We start from the raw sequence: 12,623 nt of genomic DNA, 5'->3' as shown, positions 1-12,623 counted from the left end.
AACTCGCTGATCAGTTGCCGCGATAGGCCGTGCCGGTGCCCAGGAAACGCTTGGTCGTTTCGCGCGCCGCCTCCTCGGATTGCGCCTTGCGCGCGGCATCCTCTGCTTCTGCCCGAAACTGCGTCGCGAGCAGCGTCTGGATCTGCATCTGCTGCTTGGTGGAAAGCGCGATCAGTTGGTTGGTTGCCTGGCTTGCCTGCAAGGCACCCGCCGCGCCCTGGCTACGGGTGACAAGATCGGCAAGCAGGTCGCCGTCGCCGCGCACATTCGCGACGATCTGGGATTGCACATTCATGGTCTGGTGAAACGCCTGCATGGCGCTCTGCCATCGCTCGCGGGCAGCACCGGCGACATCGCTGACTTTGATCGAGGCGTCATAGCTCTCGGGATATTGGCTGCGCCATTGCCCTTGCAGCGTGTCGAGATCGAAGCTCAGGCCGCTCGCCTGCTCCATCAGCCCGTCGATGCGATGAAGAGCTCCGCTGAGCTCACTGACGGAAGAAAAGTCCAGCCGCTGAAGATTGCGCGCCATGTTCTGCAACATGGTCGCCTGGTTCTGCAGCGACTGGATCTGGTTGTTGATCTGCTCCAGAGAGCGCGCTGCCGTCAGCACGTTCTGCGCATAATTCGATGGATCGAATACGATCCGAGCGTGAGCCTGCCGGATGTAACCGACCATCGGCTGGCCAAACAGCGAAAAGGCAATCAGGCCGAATAGAAAACGGCGACGCATCATGGCGGTCACTCCTTGTGTGGTTGGGGAAATTGCCGAAGAAGTTCGCTGGCCCAGTCAAGGCCGCGCGCATTCAGGAAGTGGGGGGCAAAACCATCCGATCCGTGTTCGGACAGGACGGCCTCGATCAGGAGCTGGCTTGCCGGATCGGAAGCGCCGCATAGCGCCAGAGCAATCGGCCCGAGCCCAAGCTCGAACAGCCGGTTACCGCGGTGCGATTGCAGATAGTAGTGCCGTTTCGGCGTAGCACGGGCGACCAGTTCGATCTGCCGCTCGTTCAGCCCGAAGCGCTCATAGGCAGATCGTGCCTGCGGCTCCACGGCACGGTCATTGGGAAGGAAGATGCGCTGCGGGCAGCTCTCGATGATCGCCGGCGCTATGGTCGAGCCGGCGATGTCGGCAAGCGACTGCGTGGCGAAGATGACCGACACGTTCTTCTTGCGCAGGACCTTCAGCCATTCACGAATGCGGGCGGCAAAGATCGGATTGTCGAGATAGACCCAGGCTTCGTCGAGGATGAGCAGTGTCGGACGCCCATCGAACCGCCTCTCGAGGCGATGGAAGAGATAGGTGAGCACCGGCAGCACCGCACTTTGCCAATGCATCAGCTCTTCGGTCTCGAAGCACTGCACATCCGACAGCTCCAACCGATCCGCATCGGCATCGAGCAGCCGCCCGAGTGGCCCATCGAGCGTGTATGGCATAAGAGCAGATTTTAACGCATTGGACTGGAGCAGCACCGAGAAGCCGGTCAGCGTGCGTTCCTGCATGGGTGCGCTGGCAAGGCTGATCAATGCCGACCAGATCGCCTCCTTCACCTGAGGTGTGACGGCAACGTTTTCGTGCGCGATCAGGCCGGCGATCCAGTCAGCCGCCCAACCGCGCGTGGCATCTTCGTCGATACCGTGTAGGGGCTGGAAGGAAAGTGCTGCGTCTGCCCCAAGCGCGTGGTGTTCGCCACCCATGGCAAGCGTTGCCGCTCGCGCTGAATTGCCTTTGTCGAAGACGTAGACCTGCGCACCGGCGTAGCGGCGGAACTGCAGGGCAATCATCGCAAGCAGGACAGATTTGCCAGCACCAGTCGGGCCGACGATCAGCATGTGTCCGACATCGCCGATGTGTGTGGAGAGCCGGAATGGTGTCGATCCGCTGGTCTCGGCAATCAGAAGCGGGGGAGCCTCTCGTCCGGTCACCTTGGCGATGTGCTCATTTGTGGCTGGACCTGCCCAGACCGACGACAGCGGCATGAGATGGGCAAGGTTCAGCGTATGAACGAGCGGCTGGCGCACATTGGCATAGACATGACCCGGCAAGGAGCCGAGCCAGGCCTCGACCGCATTGACGCTTTCGCGGATCGTCGTGAAGCCGAGCCCATTGATGATGCGCTCGACTGTGCGCAGCTTCTCCGCAGCAGCTTGGTGATCCGTGTCGGACACCGTCACCGTGGTGGTCAGATAGCCAAAGCCGACGTGATCGCCACCGAGAGCCTGGAGCGCAGCATCCGCATCGAGCGCCTTGTTGTCGGCATCGCTGTCGACAAGCGGAACCGGCTCGTTGGTCACGACCTCGCGCAGGATGGCAGCGATCGATTTGCGCTTGGCAAACCATTGCCGGCGCAACCGCGTCAGCGTTTTCGTGGCCTGCGCCTTGTCGAGCGGAATGAACCGCGTCATCCAGCGGTATGCGAAACCCTGGTGGTTGAGCGCATCGAGGATCCCGGGCCGGGTCAGGTTCGGAAAGCCGAGCACCGTCAGCGTGCGCAGATGCTGTTCGCCCAGCATCGGCTCCAGTCCGCCGGTTAGCGGTGCATCGACCAGCAGGCCATCGAGATAGATCGGCACGTCCGGCACGGCGACCGCATGGCGGCGCGGCGAGATCGTTCCGTGCAGATAGGTCAAAGTCTCCTCATCATCGAGCGCGCGCACTTCGGGCATGAAGCTCGAAAGCAGATCGAGGACACGGTTCGTCTCGTCGCGGAATCGCTCAAGTTCCTGTCGCCAGTTCCGTTCGCCTTCCAAATGATGCGTCTCGACGAGAGCGCTTTCGGCCCTCGCCTGCCCGTCCGGTGGCGGCATGAACAACAAGGTCAGGCGACAACGGCTCTCGAAATGCGCGACCTTGCCTTCGAAGGCCGCACGCCGTTCCTGATCGACCAGCCAGGAGGCCGCGTCGGGGAAACGCGATGCAGGATATCCGAGCGCCTCAAAACGCTCGGCTTCAAAAAACATTGCCCAGCCGGAACCCAGTCGCTTGAGCGTATTGTTCGCGCGCGCGCAAATCCCGACGAGTTCGCCTTCGGTTGCGCTTTCGAGGTCCGGGCCCCGAAAAAACAAACTGCGCTGGAAGCTGCCGTCCTTGTTGAGCACGATGCCGGGGCCGACCAATGCGGCCCAAGGCAGATGGTCGGCAAGGCGGTCGGCTTTCCTGCGATATTCTGAAAGGCTCAGCATGACAGCCACCCCTTCTGACGAAGGTGACGGACAAGTACGTGGGCAAAATCCGGGTCGCGCCTTGCGGCAAAGACAGCCAGCGTGTGACCGGCGATCCAGAGCACCAGACCGGCAATCCATTGCTGCAGGCCGAGACCAATAGCGGCAGTCACAGTGCCATTGAGGATCGCTACGGCGCGCGGCGCTCCGCCCAACAGGATCGGATCGGTCAGGGCCCGATGAACGGGAACCTCGAAACCTTCGATATGCTGTCCGCCTGAGACCATCAGACCAGCGCTCCGCCGCCGAAGGAGAAGAACGAAAGGAAGAAGCTCGATGCCGCAAAGGCGATCGACAGGCCGAAGACGATCTGGATGAGCCGGCGGAACCCGCCTGCCGTATCGCCAAAAGCTAGCGCAAGGCCCGTGGTGATGATGATGATCACCGCGATGATCTTCGCCACCGGCCCTTGTACCGACTGCAGGATCTGCTGCAGCGGCTGCTCCCAAGGCATGCCGGAACCGGCAGCGTAGGCGGACTGCGTCAGCAGAAACGCGAGCGCGGTCGATGGGAGAAAGCCAAGCCTCTTGCGCATCAAAATTCCCTTCAAAACTGCTGGAGTTGCGGAAGCGTGAGCTGGGTGACGGCGTAGTCGCCGTTGCCGTCGAGACCGGAGACCTCGGCGATCACATCGATGCGGCGACTGGCGCCGCGGCCGGCGATGAAGACAATCAGGTCGATGGCATCGGCGATGAGACGGCGCGGAACCGTGATGACGGCTTCTTGGGCAAGCTGCTCGATGCGGTAGAGGGCCGAGCGCGCGGAGTTCGCGTGGACGGTGGCGATGCCACCTGGGTGGCCGGTGTTCCAGGCTTTCAGCATGTCGAGTGCCTCGGCACCTCGAACCTCACCGACAATGATGCGGTCGGGTCTCAGCCTCAGCGTCGAACGAACGAGATCGGCGAGCGTGACCGAACCCTTCCTCGTGCGCAAAGCCACGCAGTCCTTTGCGGCACATTGCAGCTCGCGCGTGTCCTCGATCAGGATCACCCGCTCATCGCACGACGCGACTTCTACAAGCAGAGCATTGGCAAGCGTTGTCTTGCCCGACGACGTGCCGCCGGCCACCAGGATGTTGCGGCGCTCGCGAACCGCCTTCTTCAGCGCATCCGCCTGGACCGGCAGCATGATCTTGTCAGCGACATAGTCGGTCAGCGAATAGAGCTTTGCCGCGGGCTTGCGGATGGCCAAACATGGCGCGGTGACAACCGGAGGCAGCAGTCCCTCGAAGCGTTCGCCCGAGGGCAACTCGGCACTGACGATCGGGTTGTCCTGGTGCGTCTCGGCCCGGATATGAGAGGCGACCAGGCGGATAATGCGCTCAGCTTCGGAAGGGTGCATACTGACGCCGGTCTCGATCCGCCCGTCGCCCAGCCTGTCGAGCCGTAGCGCTCCATCGGGATTGACCATCACCTCGATGACCGATGGATCGGCAAGGGCTTCAGTGATTGCCGGACCCATGGCGGTGCGTAGCATGGCGCGTCGACGAAGGTCGGCCTCGGGATTCATCCTTCGCCTCCCTCGCCGCGATCCTTGTCGAGCGAGCGTCTTCCGGAAGCGATCTGGCGGCCAACCTGTTCAGCGAACTTGTCGAAACGCTCCAGGGCAATTGCCTGCGTGGCCTTGTCGGGGACCGGCGTATGGGCATGGAGCGTGATGGAAAAGCGGATGAAGAGCGCAAGGCTTTCCAGGATGATCTCGACATCACGCCTGACATGCCCGAGATCGCGGGAAAGCCGATCGAGCCGGATGCCGTAACGCCGGTCGAGCTCATTCTCGCCGCGCTGCTCGACAAGGTTTTTGACCGCCTTTGCCAGGATCGCGGATTTGGTGGTGGAGGGATTGCGGCTGAGGTTTACCAGTTCCTCGCTTAGCTCGGCGTCGAGCGAGAACTGATGGCGAATGCGGCTCGGTTTCATGGCAGCTCGTTCCAAAAGCCGGCTGGTGCCGGCGGCAGGAACAAGCATCGGACAGAGGCCGAAAAATGCTTAGAGCCGTTATCTACGCCGAAATGCGCTTCGGCTCAGAAGCCCGGGATGACGTCCCTCTCATCCCCCTTGCCCTCATTGATGCCGTAAGCCCGCGAGACATTGGAAATCCGGTCCATCACGCGCTTTTCGGCTGCCGCCTCGCTGTCATCGTCGGCTGGCTTGAACAGATCGTCTTGCTCCGGTTCGTCAGCAACGACAGGACGCTCTTCCGGCAGGCCAGGATGGCGCTGCTGCTGAACGCCGCCTTCGTCGTCAATTGTCCCGCCGGCCACTCCGTTCTCACCCGCGAGACGGTGATCCACGCCGCATATCAGTCCCGTCCAGTCATCGGAGCGCGATGCAGGACGATCCACATAAGGCCCCTCGCCCAGCGAGGGCGCAGGCAGCACCTGCTCGACGAAATTCTGATCCTGGTAGTAGCGCAACTTCTTCGCGCGGATCGGCGGCAGACCCGAAACCAGCAGCAACTCATCAGTTGGCGGCAACTGCATGACCTCGCCCGGTGTCAGCAACGGTCGCGCAGTCTCCTGCCGGCTTACCATCACGTGCGACAGCCACGGCGCCAGCCGGTGGCCGGCATAGTTGCGCATGGATCTCAGTTCCGTTGCCGTGCCGAGAGCATCCGAGATGCGTTTGGCTGTGCGCTCATCGTTGGAGGAAAAGGCGATGCGCACATGACAGTTGTCGAGGATGGCGTTGTTCTCGCCATAAGCTTTGGAGATCTGGTTCAGGGACTGTGCGATCAGGTAAGCCCGGATGCCGTAGCCTGCCATGAAGGCCAGTGCCGTCTCGAAAAAGTCGAGGCGCCCAAGCGCCGGGAACTCATCCAGCATCATCAGCAGTTGATGCTTGCGGCTCTTCCCAGGATCGCCTTCCAGCCGCTCGGTAAGGCGCCTGCCGATCTGGTTGAGGACCAGCCGTACCAGCGGTTTGGTGCGCGAAATGTCCGACGGCGGCACGACCAGGTAAAGTGATACCGGTCGATGAGCATCCATGAGATCGGCGATGCGCCAATCGCAGGCTGACGTGGCTGCCGCTATGGTCGGATCGCGATAAATCCCCAGGAACGACATTGCGGTGGAGAGCACGCCCGAGCGCTCGTTCTCCGATTTGTTCAGCACTTCGCGTGCGGCCGAAGCCACCACGGGGTGCACCTGCGGGCGATCAGCCGTGCCGAGATGATTGGTGCTCATCATACGCTGCAGTGTCGCGGCAAACGATCGTTGCGGATCCGACAGGAAGGTCGCGACGCGGGCAAGCGTCTTGTCCTCCTCGGCGTAGAGCACATGCAGGATGGCGCCGACGAGGAGAGAGTGACTGGTCTTCTCCCAGTGATTGCGCCGCTCCAGCGCGCCTTCAGGGTCGACGAGGATATCGGCGATGTTCTGGACGTCGCGGACTTCATCAAGCCCCTTGCGAACCTCGAGCAACGGGTTGTAGCGCGCCGACCGTGGATCGGTCGGATTGAACAGCAGGCAGTGCGAGAACTTCGACCGCCACCCGGACGTCAGCTGCCAGTTCTCGCCCTTGATATCGTGGATGACGGTCGAGCCGGTCCAGGAAAGCAGGGTCGGGATGACCAGTCCGACGCCCTTGCCCGAGCGCGTGGGCGCAAAGGCCATGACGTGCTCTGGCCCGTCATGGCGGAGGTATCGCTCCTGCAGCTTGCCCAGAAACACGCCAGCGGGCCGGAATAGCCCTGCGTCCGCGATTTCCTGCGCCTTGGCCCATCGGGAAGAGCCATAAGTGGTGACCAATCCCCGCTGCCGCGCGCGCCATAGCGATCCGGCAATCGCAGCGGCACAGCCCAGGAAGCCGCTGAAGCCGGCAAGAGCGCCGGCCTTATCGAAGACCTCAGGCGCATAGGCTTCGAAATGGAACCACCATTCGAAGAGTTTCCATGGCTCGTAGAACGGCCATCCCACGACCAAGAACCAGGGTGGCCCAAGCTGCGGCTGGTAGTCCAGCATGTGAGCGCACCATTGCGTCGCAGCCCAGACGCCAAGGACAATGATCACCAACACGACGGCAATTTGGCCGAGAAGAAGCTTCGTGGGGGTCATGGATTTCTACTCCACCTAGAGCAGAACAGAATGGCGTTTCATGCGACAGCGTCGAAGATATCTCACGTAAGCGTTTGCGCTATTGGCTGCTTGCAGACCTCACACGAATGGCCTGTTTGGGGCCGTTTGCAGTCTGACCGCTTTTCGAGAGAAGGTGGAGCGAGCGGCCGTTCGATAGGGACCAACTTGCCTATGTCAATCAAGGCCACGTCGGTCGAAGGTTCACCGGTTATCTACTCTCGTCGACGACTTCAACAAAGAGAGCGCAACTCGCCTATTTTCGTGAGGCAGTCGAGCGCATTCATGGCTAGGTCGCCGCTTATTTCATTGCGCGGTGAATAAGCTTTCGAGTGAATTCCCGGTATGATGCAGTTATTCGTTGCACAGCAAGAACGGGCCTAAATGCAATCGATGCGGACAACATGGGAAGCGGTGCCAATCGCTTCCCATGTTGTAGAATATCAGCTTTTGATCTCGATACGTTTCGCCTGTGACTGCGCTTTCGCCGTCTTCGGCAAAGTCACGGACAGGACGCCGTTCTTGAAGCGGGCGTCGATCTTGTCTTCCTCGATCTCGTAGCCGAGGGGGATACGACGCTCGAAGCGGCCATAATAGCGCTCGGAGAACTGCCTGTCCTTGTCTTCGGACAAGGAGCGCTTCTCACCCCGCAGCATCAGCACGCCGTCATCGAGCAGAACCTCGATGTCCTTTTCCTCCAGGCCCGGCACCTCGGCCGTGACCTCGATTTCCTTCTCATTGTCGGAAATCTCGACACTCGGCCAGTTTCCGCCGAGGAAAGTCGATCTGCCGAAGGACGGCAGCTGTCCGTCGAAGTCGCGGAAAACGTCATCGAACAGCCGGTTCACTTCCCGGTGCAGAGATAGGAACGGATCGCGCTCGTCGCTGCGGAACAGGCTCGGGACTCGACTCTGCTCGCGTCCCCAGGGAATAAGATCGCGTACGCTCATCGTCATTCTCCTTTCGTCAATCTTGCCATCGCCTCAGGCGGCCTGCTTCTTGGCAGCCTGCTTGTCTGCGACCACGGCTGTCCTGGTCTCGATGCGGGATCCGGCCTGGCCGCTGCCGATCTCGATGCGGCGTGGCTTCATTTCCTCGGGAATCTCGCGTTGGAGATCGATCGTCAGCAAGCCGTTGACGAGACTGGCACCGGTCACCTTCACGTGGTCGGCAAGCTCGAAGCGACGCTCGAACGGGCGTCCGGCGATGCCACGATGCAGGTACTCGCCATTGTCTTCTCCAGTTCTCTCACCGGAGACCACAAGGATGTTACGCTCATGCACGACGCTCAGGTCTTCCTGACCAAAGCCCGCCACCGCCATGGTGATCCGATAGGCGTCCTCGCCCGACTTGGCGATGTCGTAAGGCGGCCAGTTATCGGCACCTGGCATACGGCTGGCATTCTCGAGCATGTCGAAAACGCGATCGAAGCCGATGCTCGACCGATAGAGCGGGGAAAAGTCGAAAGCAGTTCTCATAGCCATATCCTCCATTGCTGAGCAACATGGGTACGAGGAGCGCCAAGGATGCGGCGCTCCTTGACCGTTGCCGGCCCCTGAGGGCGCCGGCCAATTCGATCTGGGAATTCGCTTTCCGCACGTCAAGAGGTCCGTCGCCGGAACGTCCTTCTCCGATACGCATTGTCTTGCCGTCATCTGGGCAATCCGCCTTCAGGTTTGACAGGAGAGCGACCATGCCAATGACGCGAGAAGAGATCGTATCTGTCCTCGGGCAGGCGGACGAAACGCTTATCGCCGACATCCTGTCCACCGACGCTTCCTATGGGGAACTGCGGGAGGCCTGGGCCTGGCTCAACGGGGACGAAGCCCTGATGGGGGAAGGAAGGCCGCTGCCTGGAACGCGCGTTGCGGAACTGATCGAACTGCTGGACTCCGACCAGGAAGACTGAGCGCTCCGGTGCCGTCATGGAAGGTCTCGATCTTGATGTGCCGCGCGGAATCCCCATTTCCACGACGGATGCGCGTCGATGACGCCGTCCAATTGCTTGCTCGCAAAAGACGTCAAAAATGGAGGAAGTGATGAACGACGTTCGGTTCCCCGAACCTGTTACTCTCAAATTTCTCACCGCTTCGCGCAACGTCGCCAGCACTTTTGAGGCTCTGGAATGCCTGGATCAACAGTGGCCTCAATGGGCGCGCGGCCGCAGCTGGCGCGCGGCGGAACGCGCTTGTCGCGATGCGCTGGACGGCTGGCGCAGTGCCCGCGATGCGCACAAGGTGTTCCTCAAGGCCGCCAGGCGAGCCGGGTTGATCCCGTCGGCGACGCGTTCTTCCCGCAAGTCGCGCCTGGGACGGCAGATCAACAATCTAGGGACTGAGACCGTCTTCAGTGGATGGCGATGACGCCATTCACTGCGCGCCATTCCGAAGGGGTGATGAGGCGATGATGGGCCACGCGCACGGAGTGTAGCGCGCCTTCCAGTTCGCGGTCCCAATAACCGAGGAAGCCTTTCAGCTCCGGGAAGTCGGGCGCCAGATCGTACTGTTGCCAGATGAAGAGCTGCAGCAGGCTCGGATGATCCGGAAGATGGTAGTGGATTTCGGCCGTGGTCAGCCCATATCCCTGCATCTGCAGCCGGAATTCCCTACTGACCGCAGTGACCATATACGTCTCCTCTGCCTTGAACCTCATGCGTCACATGGTTGGGAATGGCGCGTGGATCGCCTGCCGAACGCGACACAGGCGCCAAATCGAGCCTACAAAGCGCATCCATGATCCGATCGAAGGAAACGGGCTGGTCGGCTCCCGGCGGCCGTCGCAGAGCCGGAACCGATTCCACGGCGCAGGCATCCGAGGCCCAGGACGACAGGATTGCGCGTTTTTCCTGCAGGTCGAGGGTCTCGTCCTTCAGGACATCGTCTGGGTGTCTGAAATGCCTTCCCGGCGACAACAGACGGTCAAGCGCGAGATCAGACGTTTCAGGAACAAGGGAAGGGATGATCGGCGAAAGCGTTTCCATCTCAGTCCTCCGTTTTCTGAAAGCTCCTTTGTGCATGCTGAGTTTCGCCGACTATTGCTCGGCGAGAGTTCGGATAATTTTGTTCGGGCAGTTGGAAAATTCAAGCAGGAATATACACGGCTAGATCCCGATTAGCCGTATGTTTTCATGGCGCTAGCAGTCTGTCGGTGCGAGTGCCAAATTTTTTTGCGTCCCCTCTTGAAACCGGAAAATTGCAAAACTAGCTCGATATGCGCACGCGATGCCTGAGAGGGGTCGCTGGCGCCCCGCACCGGCCCGATATTGCCGGTCCGGTGTGGAGGAACCTCAACAATCTGTTTGTCCTGAAGGAGAACGATATGACGTTCCGTCCATTGCATGACCGTGTCCTGGTCCGCCGCGTTGAAGCCGAAGAGAAGACGGCTGGCGGCATTATCATTCCCGATACCGCAAAGGAAAAGCCACAGGAGGGCGAAGTCGTCGCCGTGGGCTCCGGCGCGCGTGACGAAAACGGGAAGCTTGTGGAACTCGACCTCAAGGTCGGCGACCGCATCCTGTTCGGCAAATGGTCCGGCACGGAAATCAAGCTCAACGGCGAAGATCTGCTGATCATGAAGGAAAGCGACGTGATGGGCGTGATCGAAACATCCGCGACGCTGAAGAAAGCGGCATGAGCACGGGCCACCGTTCCAAGAAAACTGCCTATTGAAGGAGTGATCCCATGGCTGCCAAGGAAGTCAAATTCAATTCCGACGCGCGCGAACGCATGCTGCGCGGTGTCGATATCCTCGCCAATGCCGTCAAGGTGACCCTCGGTCCGAAAGGCCGTAACGTCGTCATCGACAAGTCGTTCGGTGCTCCGCGCATCACCAAGGACGGCGTCACCGTCGCCAAGGAAATCGAGCTCGAGGACAAGTTCGAGAACATGGGCGCACAGATGGTGCGCGAAGTCGCCTCGAAAACCAACGACCTTGCCGGCGACGGCACGACCACCGCTACAGTGCTGGCTCAGGCCATCGTCCGAGAAGGTGCCAAGGCCGTCGCTTCGGGCATGAATCCGATGGACTTGAAGCGCGGTATCGACAAGGCCGTGGAAGCCGTCGTGTCAGAGCTCAGGGCCAATGCCCGCAAGATCACCAGGAATGACGAGATTGCCCAGGTCGGCACCATCTCGGCCAATGGCGATGCCGAGATTGGCCGCTTCCTGGCCGAAGCGATGCAGAAGGTGGGCAATGAAGGCGTCATCACAGTCGAGGAGGCCAAGACCGCCGAGACCGAGCTGGAAGTGGTCGAAGGCATGCAGTTCGACCGCGGCTATCTGAGCCCCTACTTCGTCACCAATCAGGACAAGATGCGGGTCGAGCTGGAAGAGCCCTATGTACTCATCCATGAGAAAAAGCTCGGTAATCTCCAGGCCATGCTCCCGGTGCTCGAGGCGGTCGTCCAGTCCGGCAAGCCGCTGCTTATCATCGCTGAGGACGTGGAGGGCGAGGCTCTGGCCACGCTGGTCGTCAACAAGCTGCGGGGCGGCCTGAAGGTCGCTGCTGTCAAGGCACCAGGCTTCGGCGATCGCCGCAAGGCCATGCTGGAGGACATCGCCATTCTCACCGGCGGCACGGCGATCAGCGAGGATCTCGGCATCAAGCTCGAAAACGTCACCCTGCAGATGCTGGGCCGCGCCAAGAAGGTGGTGATCGAGAAGGAGAACACGACCATCGTCGACGGCACTGGCAGGAAGGAGGAGATCAAGGCCCGTGTGGCCCAGATCAAGGCCCAGATCGAAGAGACTACCTCCGACTACGACCGCGAGAAGTTGCAGGAGCGGCTCGCCAAGCTGGCCGGCGGCGTCGCAGTGATCCGTGTCGGCGGAGCAACCGAGGTCGAGGTGAAGGAGAAGAAGGACCGTGTCGACGACGCCCTGCACGCAACCCGTGCGGCCGTGGAGGAAGGCATCCTGCCCGGCGGCGGCGTGGCGCTGCTGAGAGCCGTCAAGACGCTCGACACAGTGGCGGCCGACAATGCAGATCAGAAATACGGCGTCGATATCGTCCGTCGCGCCATCGAAGCGCCGGCTCGCCAAATTGCCGAGAACGCCGGCGCGGAAGGTTCGATCATTGTCGGCAAGCTGCGTGAGAAGGCCGACTTCGCCTACGGCTGGAATGCCCAGACAGGCGAATATGGCGATCTCTACAAGCAGGGCGTGATCGACCCGGCCAAGGTGGTGCGTACCGCGCTGCAGGATGCGGCTTCGGTCGCCGGCCTGCTGGTGACCACCGAGGCGATGGTGGCCGAAAAGCCGAAGAAGGAAGCCGCGCCTGCAATACCTGCCGGCGCCGGCATGGACTTCTAGCGCATGGAAAAATGACCCGC

14 protein-coding genes are annotated in these 12,623 nt (G+C 61.1%); 4 read left to right on the top strand and 10 right to left on the bottom strand.

The annotated features are described in order from the left end of the window. Positions 1–10: 10 nt before the first annotated feature. From trbJ to AO692_RS14535, 9 genes are all read right to left on the bottom strand, one after another. Positions 11–736 (bottom strand): P-type conjugative transfer protein TrbJ, encoded by a 726-nt coding sequence (gene trbJ, locus AO692_RS14575; protein WP_054310779.1) that lies wholly within the window; start codon positions 734–736, stop codon positions 11–13. Positions 737–741: 5 nt separating this feature from the next. Beyond that, entirely contained in the window at positions 742–3,183 is a 2,442-nt protein-coding gene (gene trbE, locus AO692_RS14570) for a conjugal transfer protein TrbE (protein ID WP_054310778.1), read from the bottom strand. Then, positions 3,177–3,449: a VirB3 family type IV secretion system protein gene (locus AO692_RS32285; protein WP_082407383.1), complete on the bottom strand. Its 273-nt coding sequence runs from the start codon at positions 3,447–3,449 to the stop codon at positions 3,177–3,179. Before AO692_RS32285 ends, trbE begins: the two co-directional genes overlap by 7 nt. Next, the gene (locus AO692_RS14560) at positions 3,449–3,757 is read right to left on the bottom strand and encodes a TrbC/VirB2 family protein (RefSeq protein WP_054310776.1); all 309 of its coding nucleotides are present in this window, start codon (positions 3,755–3,757) and stop codon (positions 3,449–3,451) included. The genes AO692_RS32285 and AO692_RS14560 overlap by 1 nt, the downstream gene beginning before the upstream one ends. A gap of 11 nt (positions 3,758–3,768) precedes the next feature. Continuing rightward, positions 3,769–4,731: a P-type conjugative transfer ATPase TrbB gene (trbB, locus tag AO692_RS14555; protein WP_082407382.1), complete on the bottom strand. Its 963-nt coding sequence runs from the start codon at positions 4,729–4,731 to the stop codon at positions 3,769–3,771. Then, the gene (locus AO692_RS14550; protein WP_054310775.1) at positions 4,728–5,141 is read right to left on the bottom strand and encodes a hypothetical protein; all 414 of its coding nucleotides are present in this window, start codon (positions 5,139–5,141) and stop codon (positions 4,728–4,730) included. The genes trbB and AO692_RS14550 overlap by 4 nt, the downstream gene beginning before the upstream one ends. Positions 5,142–5,245: 104 nt before the next feature. Next, positions 5,246–7,276 carry a conjugal transfer protein TraG gene (locus AO692_RS14545; RefSeq protein WP_054310774.1) on the bottom strand — a complete coding sequence of 677 codons (2,031 nt, stop codon included), beginning with the start codon at positions 7,274–7,276 and terminating at the stop codon, positions 5,246–5,248. Between the two features lie 461 nt (positions 7,277–7,737). Continuing rightward, positions 7,738–8,244 (bottom strand): Hsp20/alpha crystallin family protein, encoded by a 507-nt coding sequence (locus tag AO692_RS14540; RefSeq protein ID WP_054310773.1) that lies wholly within the window; start codon positions 8,242–8,244, stop codon positions 7,738–7,740. A gap of 33 nt (positions 8,245–8,277) precedes the next feature. Then, positions 8,278–8,772 carry an Hsp20 family protein gene (locus AO692_RS14535; protein ID WP_054310772.1) on the bottom strand — a complete coding sequence of 165 codons (495 nt, stop codon included), beginning with the start codon at positions 8,770–8,772 and terminating at the stop codon, positions 8,278–8,280. Between the two features lie 215 nt (positions 8,773–8,987). On the opposite strand from AO692_RS14535, the gene AO692_RS14530 reads away from it, so the two are divergent. Both AO692_RS14530 and AO692_RS14525 read left to right on the top strand, forming a co-directional pair. Continuing rightward, a complete protein-coding gene (locus AO692_RS14530; protein WP_054310771.1) occupies positions 8,988–9,203 on the top strand; it encodes a hypothetical protein in 216 nt (71 codons plus the stop codon). Between the two features lie 118 nt (positions 9,204–9,321). Next, positions 9,322–9,657 carry a DUF982 domain-containing protein gene (locus tag AO692_RS14525; protein WP_244483365.1) on the top strand — a complete coding sequence of 112 codons (336 nt, stop codon included), beginning with the start codon at positions 9,322–9,324 and terminating at the stop codon, positions 9,655–9,657. Here AO692_RS14525 and AO692_RS14520 read toward each other — a convergent pair. Further along, complete coding sequence (locus AO692_RS14520) at positions 9,641–9,919, bottom strand: usg protein (RefSeq protein ID WP_054310770.1); 279 nt, start codon at positions 9,917–9,919, stop codon at positions 9,641–9,643. The genes AO692_RS14525 and AO692_RS14520 overlap by 17 nt on opposite strands. Before the next feature lie 693 nt (positions 9,920–10,612). On the opposite strand from AO692_RS14520, the gene groES reads away from it, so the two are divergent. Both groES and groL read left to right on the top strand, forming a co-directional pair. After that, positions 10,613–10,927, top strand: coding sequence for a co-chaperone GroES (gene groES, locus AO692_RS14510; RefSeq protein WP_054310769.1), 315 nt, complete (start codon positions 10,613–10,615; stop codon positions 10,925–10,927). A gap of 47 nt (positions 10,928–10,974) precedes the next feature. After that, the gene (groL, locus tag AO692_RS14505) at positions 10,975–12,603 is read left to right on the top strand and encodes a chaperonin GroEL (protein ID WP_054310768.1); all 1,629 of its coding nucleotides are present in this window, start codon (positions 10,975–10,977) and stop codon (positions 12,601–12,603) included. The last annotated feature ends 20 nt before the right edge of the window (positions 12,604–12,623 follow it).

Origin of the sequence: Mesorhizobium sp. 1M-11 (assembly GCF_001303895.1) — a bacterium.
Taxonomy (GTDB): domain Bacteria; phylum Pseudomonadota; class Alphaproteobacteria; order Rhizobiales; family Rhizobiaceae; genus Mesorhizobium.
The sequence above is the reverse complement of the archived record's forward strand: the minus strand, read 5'-3'. Positions and strand labels throughout refer to the sequence as shown.